17 protein-coding genes are annotated in these 16796 nt (G+C 71.0%); 9 read left to right on the top strand and 8 right to left on the bottom strand.

Annotation, left to right across the window (positions count from 1 at the left end; translation table 11 throughout):
* The first annotated feature begins 25 nt into the window (after positions 1-25).
* Entirely contained in the window at positions 26-562 is a 537-nt protein-coding gene (locus tag FK267_RS05610; RefSeq protein WP_075378496.1) for a hypothetical protein, read from the top strand.
* A gap of 276 nt (positions 563-838) precedes the next feature.
* A complete protein-coding gene (locus tag FK267_RS05605) occupies positions 839-1420 on the top strand; it encodes a YagU family protein (RefSeq protein ID WP_075378495.1) in 582 nt (193 codons plus the stop codon).
* Positions 1421-1975: 555 nt separating this feature from the next.
* On the opposite strand, the gene FK267_RS05600 is transcribed toward FK267_RS05605, so the two are convergent.
* Positions 1976-2731, bottom strand: a complete 756-nt coding sequence (locus FK267_RS05600; RefSeq protein WP_232622527.1) for a hypothetical protein — start codon at positions 2729-2731, stop codon at positions 1976-1978.
* A gap of 45 nt (positions 2732-2776) precedes the next feature.
* On the bottom strand, positions 2777-3757 hold the full coding sequence (locus FK267_RS05595; RefSeq protein ID WP_141406582.1) for a 1,4-dihydroxy-2-naphthoate polyprenyltransferase: 981 nt from the start codon (positions 3755-3757) through the stop codon (positions 2777-2779).
* Positions 3758-3934: 177 nt separating this feature from the next.
* Here FK267_RS05595 and FK267_RS05590 point away from each other — a divergent pair, with 177 nt between their 5' ends.
* Both FK267_RS05590 and FK267_RS05585 read left to right on the top strand, forming a co-directional pair.
* A complete protein-coding gene (locus FK267_RS05590) occupies positions 3935-4996 on the top strand; it encodes an ADP-ribosylglycohydrolase family protein (RefSeq protein ID WP_141406581.1) in 1062 nt (353 codons plus the stop codon).
* Positions 4993-5925: a PfkB family carbohydrate kinase gene (locus FK267_RS05585; RefSeq protein ID WP_141406580.1), complete on the top strand. Its 933-nt coding sequence runs from the start codon at positions 4993-4995 to the stop codon at positions 5923-5925. The genes FK267_RS05590 and FK267_RS05585 overlap by 4 nt, the downstream gene beginning before the upstream one ends.
* Here FK267_RS05585 and FK267_RS05580 read toward each other — a convergent pair.
* Entirely contained in the window at positions 5909-7273 is a 1365-nt protein-coding gene (locus FK267_RS05580) for an AMP-binding protein (RefSeq protein ID WP_141406579.1), read from the bottom strand. The genes FK267_RS05585 and FK267_RS05580 overlap by 17 nt on opposite strands.
* A 109-nt stretch (positions 7274-7382) precedes the next feature.
* Between FK267_RS05580 and FK267_RS05575 the strand changes: the two genes are divergently transcribed.
* The gene (locus FK267_RS05575) at positions 7383-7826 is read left to right on the top strand and encodes a PLD nuclease N-terminal domain-containing protein (RefSeq protein ID WP_141406578.1); all 444 of its coding nucleotides are present in this window, start codon (positions 7383-7385) and stop codon (positions 7824-7826) included.
* A 45-nt stretch (positions 7827-7871) separates the two neighbouring features.
* On the opposite strand, the gene FK267_RS05570 is transcribed toward FK267_RS05575, so the two are convergent.
* The gene (locus FK267_RS05570; RefSeq protein WP_232622525.1) at positions 7872-8642 is read right to left on the bottom strand and encodes a hypothetical protein; all 771 of its coding nucleotides are present in this window, start codon (positions 8640-8642) and stop codon (positions 7872-7874) included.
* Entirely contained in the window at positions 8639-9379 is a 741-nt protein-coding gene (locus FK267_RS05565) for a histidine phosphatase family protein (protein WP_141406577.1), read from the bottom strand. The genes FK267_RS05570 and FK267_RS05565 overlap by 4 nt, the downstream gene beginning before the upstream one ends.
* 60 nt (positions 9380-9439) lie before the next feature.
* Here FK267_RS05565 and dapD point away from each other — a divergent pair, with 60 nt between their 5' ends.
* The 4 genes from dapD (at position 9440) to FK267_RS05545 (ending at position 14095) form a co-directional block, all read left to right on the top strand.
* On the top strand, positions 9440-10423 hold the full coding sequence (gene dapD / locus FK267_RS05560) for a 2,3,4,5-tetrahydropyridine-2,6-dicarboxylate N-succinyltransferase (RefSeq protein ID WP_141406576.1): 984 nt from the start codon (positions 9440-9442) through the stop codon (positions 10421-10423).
* Between the two features lie 182 nt (positions 10424-10605).
* The gene (locus tag FK267_RS05555; protein WP_081379345.1) at positions 10606-11385 is read left to right on the top strand and encodes a succinate dehydrogenase cytochrome b subunit; all 780 of its coding nucleotides are present in this window, start codon (positions 10606-10608) and stop codon (positions 11383-11385) included.
* Positions 11382-13343 carry a fumarate reductase/succinate dehydrogenase flavoprotein subunit gene (locus FK267_RS05550; protein ID WP_141406575.1) on the top strand — a complete coding sequence of 654 codons (1962 nt, stop codon included), beginning with the start codon at positions 11382-11384 and terminating at the stop codon, positions 13341-13343. Before FK267_RS05555 ends, FK267_RS05550 begins: the two co-directional genes overlap by 4 nt.
* Positions 13340-14095 carry a succinate dehydrogenase/fumarate reductase iron-sulfur subunit gene (locus tag FK267_RS05545; protein ID WP_141406574.1) on the top strand — a complete coding sequence of 252 codons (756 nt, stop codon included), beginning with the start codon at positions 13340-13342 and terminating at the stop codon, positions 14093-14095. Before FK267_RS05550 ends, FK267_RS05545 begins: the two co-directional genes overlap by 4 nt.
* Positions 14096-14178: 83 nt before the next feature.
* Here the strand turns inward: FK267_RS05545 and FK267_RS05540 are convergent, their stop codons facing one another.
* The 3 genes from FK267_RS05540 to FK267_RS05530 form a co-directional block, all read right to left on the bottom strand.
* Positions 14179-15168, bottom strand: a complete 990-nt coding sequence (locus tag FK267_RS05540) for an IS481 family transposase (RefSeq protein ID WP_141406573.1) — start codon at positions 15166-15168, stop codon at positions 14179-14181.
* Between the two features lie 170 nt (positions 15169-15338).
* The gene (locus tag FK267_RS05535) at positions 15339-16166 is read right to left on the bottom strand and encodes a class I SAM-dependent methyltransferase (protein ID WP_141406572.1); all 828 of its coding nucleotides are present in this window, start codon (positions 16164-16166) and stop codon (positions 15339-15341) included.
* Positions 16167-16338: 172 nt separating this feature from the next.
* A complete protein-coding gene (locus FK267_RS05530; RefSeq protein ID WP_075378600.1) occupies positions 16339-16698 on the bottom strand; it encodes a MerR family transcriptional regulator in 360 nt (119 codons plus the stop codon).
* Positions 16699-16796: the final 98 nt, after the last annotated feature.

Genomic DNA, 16796 nt, shown 5'->3' with positions numbered 1-16796 from the left:
CACCAGCAACCGCATAGGAGAACTCATGCGATTCACCGCTACACGTGCCAAGACCCTCGCCACCTCGCTCCTCATCGTGACCGCCGGCCTCGGTCTGGCGGCCTGCTCGGGTTCCAGCTCGAGTGACTCGACCACTCCCGCCACGAAGCAGACCGCGGGCAAGACCAGCGACGGTGGTGTTGCCACACCCAGCGCTGACAGCAAGATGACCGGTGGCGCCACCGGTGGAAGCGCCCAGCCCACTGCTCCCCAGGGTCAGCAGCCCGGCGGTGACAACCAGCAGGGTGGCCAGCAGCCCGGTCAGCAGGGCGGTGCGGACAGCAGCGCAGGCACCCAGCAGGGTGGTCAGCAGCCCGGCGGTGACAACCAGCCCGGTGGCCAGCAGCAGGGCGGCGACAACCAGCAGGGTGGCCAGCAGCAGGGCGGTTCCCTTCAGGGTGACAACCAGCAGGGAGGCCAGCAGCCCGGTCAGCAGCAGGGTGGCCAGCAGCCCGGCCAGCAGGGTGGTGCGGACAGCAGCGCCGGTGCCCAGCAGGGGGGCCAGCAGGGCGGCGGCAACTGAGCCGGTAGATCTGCGTTATCCGTCTGGCGAGGGCCTCGTGGCAGCAATGGCTGCGGCGAGGCCCTCGCCGGCTTTTCTCCACGGTTCGACGTCGGCCGTACCACGGCGCAACGGAGGCGAGCGAGGGGATCCTGACGACGTTGCGGCCCGGCCGCCTCCCGTGCCAGGCTTCCGGGAAGCCGGGCCGGTGGACAACGGACGACTAAGACACCGTTCGATCTGCAAGCCGTCCACCGGCCCGGTCTCCGTGTTTGTTCCCTCAACCTGGAGACACCCATGCTGTCCACTCTGCTGAAGAGGACCGACCCTGCGCGGCGCCGAGTCGGCACCGCGATCATCGTCGGCATCATCGGAGGATTCTTCTCCGCCATCGTCAAGTTCGGCTGGGAGGTCCCCTTCCCGCCCCGCACGCCGGAGCGCAATGCCACCAACCCGCCCCAGCAGCTCCTGGAGCAGCTGGGGATGACCCCGGAGCAGTCCCACACCGCCGTCACCTTCAACGGCAATGAGGGGCTGCCGATCTACTCCTTCATCATCCACTTCAGCTTCGCGATCGTCTTCGCCGTCTTCTACTGCGTCATGGCGGAGTACTACAAGTCGATCACGCTGTGGCAGGGGGCCACCTTCGGTCTGCTCGTGTGGGTGGGGGCGCACCTGGTGCTCATGCCGCTGACGGGCACGGTGCCCTCGCCCTTCCCGTGGGTCGCCGGTGGGCAGACCTGGGCAGAGCACTTCTCCGAGGCGCTGGGGCACGTCATCTGGTTGTGGTCGATCGAGCTCGTGCGCCGGGACGTGCGCAACCGCATCACCCACCAGCCCGACCCGTGGGTTCCGCTCGACGCCGAACCGGCCCGCTGAGCCCTCAGGGCTTGGTGCGTCTCTCATCGGTGCGGCGGTCGGCGTCCGCCAGTACTCCACGAGGGTCGGGGGCTACTGGGGGAGCCTCGGGTGTACTCCACGGGGGCCGGGGTCTCGTGCAGTACGCACAAACCTCGGCCAGTGCACCCCCATCCTCGTGCAGTAGGGCGACTCGGGACGGGAGTGGGCCGGAGCCGACGTCGAACTATGGCCTCCGTGTTCTTGAGCAGGAGCCGAAAGGGGACAGGCAGGGGAAGGACCGGCCAGCGCAGGTGAGAGAGCCCACCCCGCCACCTAGACCCCGCAGAGTCGTTCAGCCCTACGGCTCAGTGTCCACAGTGCTGACATCAACGAGCTCACCGCGAAAGCCCTCGCCAAGAATCGTTGAAATTCCGCGATTTCTCCTCGGCGTGCAACGCCGGTGAGGGGGTGATGTCAGCACCGTGGACACCAGCGGCCCTCCAGACCTCTCCCCCTCTGCCCACACTGATGCAGTACCGGTCGCGGGGCGAAGGCCGACTCCGACCGCCGGCACCCGGAGGCGTGAGGTCCGGGCTACCAGGGAAGGAAGCCCGGGTAGGACTCGAAGGGGTAGAGCCGCCTGGGCAGGTACTGCTTCTGCTCCGCCCACTCGATGAGGGCGCGCCAGTCGCGGGCGATGCGCTCCTGAGCCTCCTGACGCCGGTCGTCAGGTCGAGACAGGCGCACGAATCCGGGGATGATCGTCGAAGCTCTGTCCAACCGCCAGAACGTGCCCTGCTTGCCGAATGCCTCGATCAGCGCCATGCGGTCCCTCGGCGGGAGACCCGCCAGCGGATCAGGGCGATCCCCCTGTACCGCCCTGGCCCCAACGAACCTGGCCCACTCCTCCATGGTCGTCAGATGCAACGCCAGATTGTGAGTATCGGGAGGTGTGAAGCCGTGAATGTCATAGGGCGCCTCCTGAAGGTCCACACGCGCCGTCTCGCGAAAGGCCACCCAGGGGATGTCCTTGCGCCACCACCAGCATCCGATGAACCGGAAGATGTGCACGCCCGAGGCGTTGAACACGGTGAAGCTCAGCAGCCGGATCCCCATGAGAGAGGCCACGAGCAGGGCCCCCAACACAAAGGCCCACACTCCTTTCCCCTCGGGCACCCCCATCAGCCCCAGAGGCACTCCGATGGTGATTCCCACGACAGCCGCCAGAGGCGGGCCCGCAACGAGATGCAGCAGGATGTACCCCGGGTTGCGCAGTGCGGTGAAGATGAGGAATCGCCGCTCGATCCAGCGGGACGGAACCAGCGCCCAGTCGATGTACTTCGTTGACACCCTGAGATCTCCCCGCATGAGATTAACGCTCTCCAGAACCCGGGCTCACAGGGTGATGATGACGGTGGCGGCGGCGAAGACGACGCCGTAGGCCAGCTCCAGCAGGCCGGCGTCACGCAGGGAGGCAATAAGAGCGCGCCCCCGGGCGCCGGAGCGGACCGGCGCGGTGGCCCGGCGCACCAGTGGCAGGAGCAGGAGCGGTGCCGCCAGCGCGATGACCAGGGTCAGCAGCGGGCTGATGTGCCCGCCGCCGTCGACGGGGCTGGCCGAACCGGTCTCGCGAGCCCACACCAGGGCGACCGGCCCCAGCAGCAGAGGCACGTGAAGCATGAGGGAGAAGGCGCGCCGGGCGCCCTCCTCCCCCAGGCGAACTGCCAGGGTCATCTTGCCGTGGGCGGGATCGGTGTCGATGTCGCGCAGGTTGTTGACCATGAGCAGGGAGCAGGCGAGCAGGCCGATCCCGCAGGCCGAGGGCCACAGCCACCCCGGCACCGTGCCGGCCTGGACATAGGTGGTGCCCACCGTGGCCACCAGGCCGAAGAAGACGAAGACGAAGACCTCCCCCAGGCCGGCGTAGCCGTAGGGGTGGGAGCCTCCGGTGTAGAACCAGGCGGCCGCGATCGCCGCGGCCCCGACGGCGAGCAGCCACCACTGGCCGCTGAGGACCACGAGTGCCAGGCCCAGGAGGGCTCCAATCCCGAAGCATCCGAAGGCGGCGAGCTTGACGGTGCGGGGGGCGACCTGCCCGGAGGCGGTCAGGCGCGGCGGCCCGGTGCGATCGTCGTCGGTGCCGCGCACGCCGTCGGAGTAGTCATTGGCCAGGTTGCAGCCGATCTGCAGCGCCAGGGCCACGCCCGCGGCCAGCAGGCTCCGCAGCACTGAGAGCTCCCCCATCGCGGCGGCCGCCCCGGCACCCAGGATGACGGGGGCGACGGCGGCCGGCAGGGTGCGCAGTCGCACCACCTCCCCCCAGCTGGTGGCGCGGGGGCCGCTGTCCTGCGCGTGCTCGCCGTTCTCGCCGCTCACGGCTTCCTCCGATCCTCTCGCAGTCCTCTAGGGTAGGCGGCAGTGACCCTACCAGCGCCGTGGCCCTCACCGGTGCGGCGCCTGAGCCACACCTCGGCCGGTAAGGCAGCCGGCACCGCGATCGCCAGAAGGACCTCCGTGAGACAGCCCGATCCCCGCCCTCGCACTCCTTCACCCATGCCTGAGCCCGCGGCGGCTGAGCCCCCGGCACGCGAACGCGCCCTGGGAGCGCTGACCGGGCTGGCCCTCGGCGACGCACTGGGGATGCCCACCCAGTCGATGAGCCCGGCACAGATCTGCCGGTGCTACGGCGAGATCACCGGGCTGCGAGACGCCGTCGCCGAGCAGCCCATCGCCCCCTCAGTGCCTGCGGGCAGCGTCACGGATGACACCGAGCAGGCTCTCATCCTGGCCGGTCTCCTCATCGACGGTGGCGGCCGCATCGACCCCCACCAGCTCGCCGATGCCCTCCTGCGCTGGGAGGACGATATGCGCGCCCGTGGGTCCCTGGACCTGCTGGGACCCTCCACCAAGCTCGCTCTGGAGCGGGTGCGCGCCGGGGCGGACCCACACTGCACCGGCAGACAGGGCACCACCAACGGCGCCGCGATGCGGGTGGCTCCAGTCGGCATCGCCTTCTCCCTGAGCGCCGACGGCGACGCGCTGGCCCGGGCCGTTCAGGCCTCCTGCCTGGTCACCCACGACACCCGGCAGGGCTTCGAGGCCGCAGGTCTCCTCGCCGCAGCGGTCAGCGCGGCCATCGATGGCGTCGACGCGGCGGGGGCGTTGGAGGCGGCGCTGGACTTCGTGGCCGCCCACCCCGAGGCGGGCCACTGGACGGAGAAGGCCTCCGTTGCCGCCCGCACCCGCCTGGCCCTGGAGACGAGTCGCGACCTGCACGGGGAGGCCCTGGCCGAGCATCTGCACACCTACGTCGGAACCTCGGTGGAGTCGGCCGAGTCGGTCCCCTGCGCGCTGGTGATCGTGCGGGAGTTCGCGCAGCGGCCCCTGGACGGGCTGTGCTTCGCCGCTGAGCTCGGGGGAGACACTGACACCATTGCCGCGATGGCCGGTGCGGTCCTGGGGGCGAGCGTGCCCCATCTTCTTCCCGTCGAGCTGGTCGATCGGGTGGTGGAGCGCTCCGGCCTGCGGCTCGAGCCGATCTGTGAGGCGCTGCTGGCGCTGCGCGGCGGCAGCGGGCGCTGTCAGCCAGACGCTCCGGAGCAGAGGCGGCCATGATGGGACGGGTCATTCACACCGGCCAGGTCGTCATTGACCTGACCTTGCGCATCGAGGCGATTCCCGAGCCCGGCGGGGACGTGTTCGCCGACGAGTCCTCCATGGCGGTCGGTGGTGGCTTCAACGTGCTGGCCGCCGCCCGCCGGATGGGGGTCGAGACCCTGTACGCCGGGCCGCTGGGCGAGGGGCCCTTCGCCGAGGCGGCCCGGCGGGCCCTGGAGGAGATCGGGGTGGATCATGTCGGCCCGGTCGCAGCCGGCGACCAGGGCTACTGCGTGGCCATGACCGATGCGAGGGCCGAGCGCACCTTCATCTCCACCTGCGGGGCCGAGACTCGTGGCCCGGTGGATGCCTTCGACCACCTGGAGGTGAGTGGCGACGACGTCATCTACCTCTCCGGCTACTCCCTGGCCGATGAGGCCTCCAGGACGGCGCTGGAGCGGTTGGCCGGGAGACTGACCAAGGCCCGAGCGGGGTGCACGGCACTGTTCGACGTCTCCCCCATGGTTGGTTCGGTCCCCATGAGCTCGCTGGAGCACCTCGGTGCGCTGGGGCCCGTCTGGTCTCTCAATGAGCGTGAGGCCAGGCTGCTCGCCGACCGCCTGGGGCTGCGGGTGGAGGCCGGTGACCACGCCGGCGTCTGCGAGGCACTATCGGGTCGGCTCGGCACGGTGCTGGTGCGGGCCGGGGAGCAGGGCTCCTGGTTCTCCGACGGCGGCGCGGCGCACCATACTCCAAGCATCCCGGTGACACCGGTGGACACCAACGGGGCCGGTGACGCGCACTCCGGTGTCCTGGCCGCGGCCCTGGCCCGGGGCATCGACCTGACGACGGCGCTGCGCTGGGCGAATGTGGCCGGAGCCTTGACCGTGACGCACTTCGGCCCGGCCACCTGCCCGACTGAGGCGGAGATCAGGGCTCTGGTGTAGAAGGCTCGGCGGTCACACCTGTCGTGGTCGCGGCAAGGAGCCGGGCGACCTCGCGCCGGTCGACCTTCCCGCTGGGGCGCAACGGCAGGGCCTCCAGGACGAGGACCCGTTTGGGAGCGTGAGCGCCGTCCAGCCGGGCGCGGGCCGCCTCGCGCAGGGCGGCGCCGTCCCGCCGCTTCGGGCTGCCCGGCTCCCTCCCCGTCTCAAGCACGACGGCGGCAACGACGGTGCTTCCCCACTGCTCGTCGGGCAGGCCGACGACGCAGGCCTCGGCCACGCCGTCGATACAGGTGAGGGCCTCCTCCACGTGGCGGGGCTCGACCTTGACGCCCCCGGTGATGATGACGTCGTCCAGGCGGCCCAGGACCTCCAGGCGCCCGTCGGGGTGCAGCCGGCCGCGGTCGGAGGTGGCCAGGACGCGCCTAGTGCCGCTGCGGTGGAATCCCTCACCGGTGTTGGGACTGCCTGTGGGGCTGTGGCCGGGGGTGTGGAGGTAGTCCTCGGCCAGGACGGGACCGGAGATGAGGATGCGGCCGGCGCCCTCGGCGTCGGGGGCCTGGATGGCGATCTCGACCCCCTCCAGGGGGCGGCCGTTGTAGACACAGCCCCCGCCAGTCTCGCTCATACCGTAGGTGGTGACCATGGTGACGCCCGCCCCGCGAGCCCGGTCCAGGAGCGCGGGGTCCGCGGCGGCGCCGCCCAGGAGGACGGCGCCGGCTCCTGCCAGGGCCCGGCGGGCCTGCGGGTCCTGCAGGACGCGCACCAGCTGGGTGGGGACCAGGGAGACGTAGAGCCGGGAGGCGGACGCCCCGGTGGACCGACGCGCCGAGCTCAGGGCCTCCGCGAGCGCCGTCGGGCTGAATCCTGAGCTCGTGTCGACCACGACGGGCTCGGTTCCTGCGTCCAGGGAACGGATGAGGATCTGCAGGCCGGCGACGTGGTGGGCCGGCAGGGGCAGGAGCCAGGTTCCCGGGCCGCCGAGGCGCGCGTGAGTGGCGCGGGCGGAGGCCACAAGGGCGGCGGCGCTCATGGCGATGAGTCGGCCGGTACCGGTGGTGGAGCCCGACGTGCGCAGGATGAGGTCCGTGCGCGCGGGGACGCGGGTGATGCGGCGGGCCAGGTCGGCGCGGATCTGGGCTGGGTCCTCCCCGGGGGCGATGGGGACGAGCAACGGGAGTGGTAAGCCCGCCCGGTCCTGCCTGTCCTCGGCGGCGGGGGCGGGGCGGCCATCGGCGCTGGTGAGCAGGCCGCGCAGGGCCAGGCGCTCGGCGAGGGCGGTGCGCAGGGCGGCGACGTCGTCGGGGGCGGTTCCACCGGTCAGGAGGCGGAGGGCGGGCGGGGCGGGCACCCCATGATCGTGCCACGGCCCCGGCCGGCTGGGGACGAGGCGGGGGCACCGAGAGGGTTCGGGCAGGTGAGGGGTCTACGGGGCTCTCCGGCTCGGTTAGGGTTGGCCCATGCGTATCGTCCTCATCGTCCTGGTGTTCGCTCTGACGCTGTACGCCCTGTTGGACTGCGCACGCACGCCGGATGAGAGCATGCCGGCGCGGATGCCGAAGTACCTGTGGATCACCCTGGTCGTCCTGTTCCCGACCATCGGCCCGATCGCCTGGATCATCTTCTCGCGGGTCAAGGCCGCTGAGGAGCGCGGCGGCTACATCGAGCCCACCGTGTGGTCCTCCAAGGAGGGCACGACCTTCCGTCGCCCGCAACGCCCCCGGCCCATGGCGCCCGACGACGACCCGGAGTTCCTCAGGGACCTGGAGCAGGACATCCGTCGTCGCAAGCACCACCCGCAAGAGCCCACCGGCGCTCCCGACGCCAGCAATGACGGAACTGACGAGGATCCTGAGACCGGCGAGACGGGCGGGACCGACCGCTCCGGGACCGACTCACACTGACCAGCACTGACGGGTGCGCGCCGGCCCGGCCTCTGCGCTCCGGCCTCAGGGCAGGGCGGGGCGGGCCTGCGGCCAGGGGGTGGTGTCGACGTCGTAGCCGTGGGCGGCGGCGTGGATGAGCCAGTCACCGGGGATCCAGGTGCGCCCGACGAGCTGGGGGTGCTCGGGCATGTAGCGCACCGACCACAGGATGAGGACGAGCTCGGCCCACTGGGCCCGGATCTTCAGGCGCACCGAGCCGGAGGCGTTGGCGGCGGCGACGACGATCTCACCGGTGGCGGTGAGCTGGACCTCCTGGATGTCGGCGTAGGAGATGGGCATGACGCCCTCCCCCGTGCCCAGGTAGATGCCGTGGGTGGACACACTCAGGCGGGCGCCGGCCAGGTGGCGCCACTTCTCGACGGCGTCGGCCTCGGCGGCGCGTCGTCGCCGGTGGTTGAGGTAGGCCTGTCCGCCGAAGAAGGCGGCCGTCAGGGCCAGGCCGACGGGGCCGCCCGCCAGGAAGAAGCCCCGGGAGGGGTTGTAGGTGGCGTCCCCGCGCCGCCACATGAGCAGCTCGGCGTCGCAGGTGGCCAGCATGACCTCCCCGGATCCCAGGGCGGGGCGCACGGGGTCGATGGTCGGTGAGACCGGGTTGGGGCGGCAGCCCTGGCGGGTGGCGGTCAGGACGGCGGCGGTGTGCCACCACACGAAGTCCTGTCCGGTCCAGGGGCGGCGCGGGGCGGGGCGGGCGCGGCCGGGGCGGCTGACCTTACCGGGCGGGCCAGTGCGCACGACCTCGCCGCCGAGCGGGCGCGAGGGCGGCTGCTGGGTCACCGGGCCGCCTCGGCGTGCCCGGCGGGGCCGACGGGGCCGGCAGAACTGCCGGGGCTGCCGGGGCTGACACTGCCCGCGGTCTGGGCGGAGGAGGTGCCGGGCACCATGTCGCGGGCCTGTCGCAGCAAGTCGCCGGCCGGCTCCCAGTAGGCCAGCCCCACCAGGGTGCGGTCCTCGAAGGTCAGGGAGGTCAGGGAGGCCAGGGCGCACTGGCGGCGGCGCGGGTCGTGGGCCAGGGGGCGGCCCTCCAGGAAGAGGCGCAGCGACCAGACAGGCAGCTGGTGGGAGACGAGGAGCGCCTCGTGGCCCTCGGCAAGGTCGAGCGCGGAGACGACGGCGCCGCGCATGCGCTCGACGATCTCCCGGTAGGGCTCGCCCCAGGAGGGGCGCAGCGGGTTGACGTAGCTGGACCAGTAGGTGGGCTGGGCCAGGATCCAGCGGTTGCGGTTGACGGCCACGCCCTCGAAGGAGTTGCCGGCCTCGATGAGGCGAGGATCCGTTGTCGGCGCCAGGCCGAAGGCGGCGGCGGTGGGGGCGCCGGTCTCCCGGGCCCGCTCCAGGGGTGAGGTGATGACCCGGGTGATGTCGTGCCCGGAGGCGGACAGGACGTCGGCGACCTGCTGGGCCATCTGGTGCCCCAGGGTGGACAGGTGGTACCCGGGCAGACGGCCATAGAGGATGCCGCCTGGGTTGTGCACCTCGCCGTGCCGCATGAGGTGGATCGTCGTGCGCGCCATGCGGTGATTCTCGCACGCCCACCGGCAACGGTCAGCCACCAGGGACCGTAGGGTGTTCCCATGACGACTCGCAGCGCATGGGGTCTCGGCCTGGCGACCGTGACCGACGACGGCAACACCCTCGACGTGTGGTACCCCCGACCGGTTCTCGGCGACGAGCCCGAGGAGGGGCACGCCGACCTCCTGGCCTCCCTGAGCGCCATGGAGCGGCGCGATGAGGCCCGCGGCGTCCACACCACCGTGGTGCGCACCTGGGCCGACCTCGACGACGCCCCCCAGACCGTGGCCGGCGCCTACCTGCGCCTGCACATGCTGTCCCACCGCCTGGCCCACCCCAACACCGTCAACCTGGACGGGATCTTCTCCCGCCTGCCCAACGTGGTGTGGACCTCCGCCGGCCCCTGCCGCACCGAGGACTTCGAAACCACCCGCATGCGCCTGCGCGCCGCCGTGGGGCGCCCCATCCAGGTGCACTCGGTGGACAAGTTCCCCCGCATGACTGACTACGTGCTGCCCTCGGGGGTGCGCATCGGCAACGGCGCGAACGTGCGCCTGGGCGCCTACCTGTCCGAGGGCACCACGGTCATGCACGCCGGTTTCGTCAACTACAACGCCGGGACGCTGGGGCGCTCCATGGTCGAGGGCCGCATCTCCCAGGGGGTCGTCATCGGCGACGGCTCCGACGTCGGCGGCGGCGCCTCCACAATGGGCATGCTCTCGGGCGGTGGGCGCCAGCGCGTGGCCCTGGGCAAGCGCTGCCTGCTGGGGGCGAACTCGGGGCTCGGGATCCCGCTGGGTGACGACTGCGTCGTCGAGGCCGGCCTGTACCTGACGGCCGGCACGAAGGTCTCCCTCATGCCGCAGGGCGGCGTGGTGCCCGGCAACCACGGCCTGTTCAAGGAGCCGCGCGTGGTCCCGGCCCGTGAGCTGGCCGGCGCTTCCAACGTCCTGTTCCGCCGCAACTCCCAGTCCGGCGCCGTCGAGGCCCTGGCCCGCGGCGGCAAGAGCATCGAGCTGGGCTCGACGCAGCACGCCGGCAAGTAAGGATCCTCTTCTCCGACTCCCCCGCCGCCGCGCTTCTCGTACCGGCCGTCTTCCGCCTCAACCGCGGAAGGCGGCCGGTCGCGTCCGACGACCCCCGAAGGACACGGTGCATTCCCCACACCAGCACCACAGTGTTCGTTATCATAGTGATGGGTTGTTCTACGCAATGGAGGGGAGGACAGATGGCTGCGACATCCACGGCCGCCCATGTCCCCGAGGCTGCTCAGCCTGTTGGCGACGCGCTGCCGCCCCGGCGCAGGCGCCGCACCCCCGTGTGGGCCTCACAGCGCGTCCTCAAGGCGACGATGGCGATCACCGGCACGATCATGGCCCTGTTCGTCGTGGTCCACATGGTCGGCAACCTCAAGGTTCTCGCAGGCCCGCACGCCTTCAACGGCTACGCCGCCTGGCTGCGGCAGGTCGCCTACCCGCTCCTGCCGCACGAGGGGCTCCTGTGGGCGATGCGCCTGGCCCTGGGGGCCTGCGTCGTGGCGCACATGGCTGCGGGAATCGCGCTGTGGCGCCGGGCGAGGAGCGCTCGCGGGGCCTTCCGGCGCCGAGCCCTGCCCGCCCGCACCATCGGCGCCCGTTCCATGCTGGCGACCGGCGTCCTCATCGGGGTCTTCGTCCTCATCCACGTCCTCGACCTGACCATCGGCCGCCTCATCGCCCCTGAGAGCTTTCAGGCGCCGACGACGTCGAACGGCGAGCTGCAGGTCAGCGCCTACCACAACCTCGTGGCAAGCCTGTCGCGCCCCGGCATGGCGCTCTTCTACAGCCTGGTCATGCTGGCACTCTCCCTCCATCTGGCGCAGGGCCTGTGGAACGTGGTCATCGACCTGGGCGGCACCGGCCCCAGGCTGCGCAAGGCCTGCCGCGCCCTCGCCCTGGGCGTGGCCCTGGCCGTCGCCGTCGTCAACGGCCTGCTGCCGGTGCTCATCTGCACGGGGGTGATCGGATGAGCGCGAGTACGCCGGGGGCCGTCGGCGGCCTGTACGACGTCGGTGAGGACCTGGATGCGCACCTGCCGGACTGTCCGCCCGAGCAGGCCTGGGAGCGCCGGCGCGACGAGTACCGCCTGGTCAATCCCGCCAACCGCCGCAAGCTAACCGTCATCGTGGTGGGCACCGGGCTGGCCGGCGCCGGGGCGGCGGCAACCCTGGGGCGCCTGGGTTACCGGGTGGAGTGCTTCAGCCTGCACGACGCCCCGCGGCGCGCCCACTCGGTGGCCGCGCAGGGTGGGATCAACGCCGCCAGGGCCCGCAAGGTCGACGGCGACTCCCTGGCGCGCTTCGTCAAGGACACCGTCAAGGGCGGGGACTACCGGGGACGGGAGGCCGACGTCGTGCGCCTGGGGCTGGAGTCCGGCCGGGTCATCGACCACATGGAGGCGATCGGGGCGCCCTTCGCCCGCGAGTACGGCGGCCAGCTCGCCACCCGCTCCTTCGGCGGGGTGCAGGTCTCACGCACCTACTACACGCGCGGACAGACCGGCCAGCAGCTGGAGATCGCCTGCGCCCAGGCCCTCCAGGAGCAGGTCGCTGCCGGGAGCGTCCGCATGCACACCCGCACCGAGATGCTCGATCTCATCGTGGCCGACTCCCGCGCACAGGGCATCGTCACCCGAGACCTGCTCTCCGGCGAGGTACAGGCCCACACCGCGCACGCCGTCGTGCTGGCCACCGGCGGCTACGGCAGCGTCTACCACTACTCGACCCTGGCCATGGCCTCTAACGCCACTGCCACCTGGCGCGCCCACCGGCGTGGGGCGGCCTTCGCCTCGGCCTGCATGGTGCAGTTCCATCCCACGGCGCTGCCGGTGAGCTCCCACTGGCAGTCCAAGACGACGCTCATGAGCGAGTCGCTGCGCAACGACGGGCGCATCTGGGTGCCCGTGTGCCCCGGGGACGAGCGGGCCCCGAACGAGATCCCCGAGGACGAGCGCGACTACTACCTGGAGCGCAAGTACCCGGCCTTCGGCAACCTCACCCCGCGCGACGTGGCCTCGCGCAACGCCCGCGAGCAGATCGAGTCCGGCCGCGGCGTCGGGCCGCTGCGCAACTCGGTCTACCTCGACTTCCGCGACGCGCTGGAGCGGTTGGGCAAGGAGACCATCGCCTCGCGCTACGGCAACCTGTTCGAGATGTACCTCGATGCCACCGGGGAGGACCCCTACGAGGTGCCCATGCGCATCGCCCCGGGAGCCCACTTCACGATGGGAGGGCTGTGGGTGGACTTCGACCAGATGTCCACCATCCCGGGACTGTTCGTGGGCGGGGAGGCCTCGAACAACTACCACGGCGCCAACCGCCTGGGGGCGAACTCGCTGCTGAGTGCCAGCGTGGACGGATGGTTCGTGCTGCCACTGGCCGTGCCGAACTACCTGGCCGGGCTGGTGGGCAGCAAGCCCCTGAGCCCCGACGCACCGGAGGCGCTCCAGGCCGTGGCCGACACCCGCGAGCGCATTGAGGCGCTCATGGCGGTGGGCGGGACCCACCGTCCGGTGTGGTTCCACCGCCGACTGGGTGAGGTCCTCTACGCCGGCTGCGGGGTCAGCCGCTCCGAGGCGGGACTGCTGCGCGCCCTGGAGGAGGTGCGCGCCCTGCGCGAGGAGTTCTGGGCCGACGTCACCGTGGTCGGTGGCCAGGCGCGCCTCAACCAGGAGCTGGAGAAGGCGCTGCGGGTCGCCGACTTCCTGGAGCTGGCGGAGGTCATGGTCCTCGACGCCCTGGACCGGCGCGAGTCCGCCGGCGCCCACTTCCGCGAGGAGTATGCGACCCAGGGCGGCGAGGCCCAACGCAATGACAAGACCTGGTGCTCGGTATCGGCTTGGCAGACCGGGGACGACGGCGGGCACACGCGCCGCACGGAGCCACTGAGCTTCTCGCTGGTGCCCATGCAGGTGAGGGACTACCGATGAGGATCGAGCTGGAGATCTGGCGGCAGGACGGGCCGCGGGCGCGGGGTTTCTTCGAGAGCCACGTGGTGGAGGACGCCGAGCCGCAGATGAGTCTGCTGGAGCTGCTCGACCGCCTCAACGACCAGATCATTGAGGACGGCGGCGAGCCGGTGGTCTTCGAGTCGGACTGCCGGGAGGGGGTGTGCGGGGCCTGCGGCTTCCTCGTCAACGGGGTGCCGCACGGGCCGCTGGACACGACGCCGGCCTGCCGTCAGCACCTGCGGGCCTTCCCGGGGGTCACGCGCTTCCGGTTGGAGCCGTGGAGGTCGGCGGCCTTCCCGGTCATCCGGGACCTGGTGGTGGACCGCACGGCACTCGACGAGCTCATCCGGGCGGGCGGGACCGTGGACGTGGCCGCGGGGACCGCACCGGACGCCGACGACGTCGCCCAGGGGCACCTGCAGGCGGAGCGGGCTCTGGACTTCGCCGCCTGCATCGGCTGCGGGGCCTGTGTGGCGGCTTGCCCGAACGGGGCGGCGGCGCTCTTCGCGGGGGCGAAGCTGGCGCACCTGTCGCTCATGCCGGCCGGTCGCATGGAACGGGGCCGCCGGGCTCGGGCGATGACGCGGGAGCTCGATGCGTTCTTCGGGCCGTGCTCTGAGTTCGGCGAGTGCCTGCCGGCGTGCCCGGCGGGGATCCCGATCGAGGCGATCGCACTGCTCAACCGGGAGGTGCTGCGCGCCGGTCTGCGCGGGGCGACCCACGACGACTAGGGCCCATCGCACAAGTAGGGACGCATCCGCGAGTTCGTACCTTAGGTCGCGCGTTCACACCCTTTACCCCTCGAACGCGCGACCTAAGTGTACTGATCGGGGAGGTTGGTGAGGCGGGTGATGGGTGGGTGGCCTTGGGTGGCGGTGTGGGGTCGGTGGTGATTGTAGAGGTGCAGCCATGCGGGTAGGGCCTGGCGGCGTTGGGTCTCGCAGGTGTAGTGGCGGGCGTAGGCCCAGCCGTCGGCCAGGGTGCGGTGGAAGCGCTCGATCTTGCCGTTGGTCTGGGGGCGGTAGGGGCGGGTGTGCCTGGCCTTGATGCCCAGGTCCTGACAGGCGGCTTGCCAGGCCTGGGAGCGGTAGGCAGAACCGTTGTCGGACAGGACTCGCTCCACCTTGACTCCTCGGGCGCTGAACCATGACACCGCGCGCTGGAGCACTCCGACGGCGGTATCGGCCTTCTCATCGTCGTGGATCTCGCTGTAGACCACGCGGGAGTAGTCATCAATCACCGAGTGCACGCAGGCGTAGCCCATCACCGGTCTGCGGCTGGCCTGGCTACGGGCCTTGCCGGGGGTGGAGGCGCGGTTGCGCGCGCCCTGGCGCGCACCGACGTAGCGCCATCCACCACCGTCGGGGATGTTGCCGATCTTCTTGACGTCGACGTGGACCAGAGATCCGGGGTAGGGGTGCTCGTAGCGGCGCACGACCTGACCGGTGGCCCGGTCGGTGTACGACAGGCGGTTGAGGTGGGCGGCTCGCAGGATGCGGTGGACGGTCGAGGCCGCGACCCCGGTGCGGGCAGCGAGCTGGACGGGGCCCTCACGCAGGCGCATGCGCAGCGAGACGATCCGTTTGACCACTGCCTTGGGTGTGCGGTGAGGGCACGAGCGTGGGCGGCTGGAGCGGTCGGTCATGGGCTGGCCGGCCCTGTACCTGTCGGCCCAGCGCTTGACGGTGGGCCATGAGCACTGGAACCGGGCAGCAACCTCGCTGACGGGCCAGCCCTCCTCAACCACCAGGCGGGCGACCTTCACACGAGCACGCGGGGTTAGGGCTGCGTTAGCGTGGGACATGAGGAGAGCACCTTTCGTGTCTGGCTGATGGGGAACTGCAATACCTCCACTCAACCAGCCCAAGGCGCTCTCCTCACCTCAAAGACTCAGATCACACCCCCTCAACCAACCCTCCCGATCAGTACACCTAAGGTACGACCGCGACGTCGACGACCGGGGAGAAGCGGGGCTCAGGACTCGGGCTTGTGGGCGACGAGGGCGATGCCGACCATGTCCTTCTCGTAGCGCTTGAAGGTGGCTGCCATCTCCTGGACACGGTGGCGCAGCGCCTTGTCGGCGGCGACGTTGCGGGCGATCCGCAGGAAGCCGCCCAGTCCCTCGTCGCGGATGTTGCGGCCGACCTTGAGCAGGGCCATGGGGGCGGTGTCGACCCAGTCAACGACGAGTCCGGCGCCCTCCATGAGCTCCTTCCAGGCGGCCGCCGTCATGGGGCGGGCGTTGACGTGGATGGAGCGGGCCAGGTCGCGGCGCAGCTGGGTGTAGTACTCCTCGTCGATGTCGTCGGGGGTGACGCCGAGCTCGTGGATGGCGTAGCGCCCGCCGGGACGCAGGACGCGGGCGGCCTCGGCGACGATGGCGGCCTTCCCCTTGTCCCCCTGCATGGTAAGCATGGCCTCGCCGACAACAACGTCGGCGCTGGCCTCGTCCAGGCCGGTGTCGGCGGCCTCGCCCTGGCGGACGGTGCCGAGGTCCCCGACGACGGCGGCCACGCGCCGGGCGGCGTCGGGGTCGCGGTCGATGGCCGTATAGGAGGCGGGGTGATCCTTGATGATCTCGGCGGCGGTGCGCCCCAGGCCCGGGGCGAGCTCGACGACGTCGGCGCCGGTCAGACCGGCATGGTTGAGCATGGCGGCGGACAGGGCGGCGCCGCCGGGGCGCAGGACGCGTTTGCCGGCGCGGGCCAGGACCCAGTGGCCGGGAGCGGAGGCGATGGGACGGTCGGCATGGGGCAGAGGCAGGTCGGTCGAGGCGGCAGAGGCAGCGGGCTTCTTGCTCATAAGGCAAGCCTAACCGTATCGGTTCTGCCACGGACAGAGCCTGACATCGATGACTCTACGACGCGAGCAGGGCTCCCCGACGGCTCAGGCCTCAGAAGATAAACGCCAGCGTGGCAGCCAAGTTCGGCTCGCGCCCGCCAAGTAAGACACCAGCACGCAGCTATAAGGCGGGCTAGGCAGATGCGACGTCTTGAAGGTTGTTGAGGAGGCTCCTGATGACCTCAGCGCCGCTCGCGAGCACGTCAATCTGTTCTTCAACGTCGCGGAGCCGACGGCGCAGCTCGGGCGCGACCGAGGGGCACGCCCTCAACGCACCACTTTCTGTGGCACATGGCAGCACCGTCCTGATGAGCGAGAGGGGCAAGCCGGCGTGGGACAGCGCGACGATCTGGCGGGCAGCGAGAACCTCTCCAGCACCGTAGTCGCGATAGCCGTTGTCACGACGCACGGGCGCCAGCAGCCCCTCAGCCTCGTAGTAGCGCAGCATCCGTGGACTGGTCCCAGTATGCCGGGCAGCTTCGGTGATGCGCATACGCCCCTCTTCGATCAACTTACTGGACCGCGCCAGCATCTCTTGACATTGACAGCACTGTCAAGGCTTAGCGTTGAGGCGCTCTCAACGGACTGGAG

The sequence above is a fragment of the Actinomyces oris genome (genome assembly GCF_006546825.1).
In the GTDB taxonomy this organism is placed as follows: domain Bacteria; phylum Actinomycetota; class Actinomycetes; order Actinomycetales; family Actinomycetaceae; genus Actinomyces; species Actinomyces oris.
Note: the sequence above shows the minus strand (reverse complement) of the source record. Positions and strands in the feature narration are given on the sequence as shown.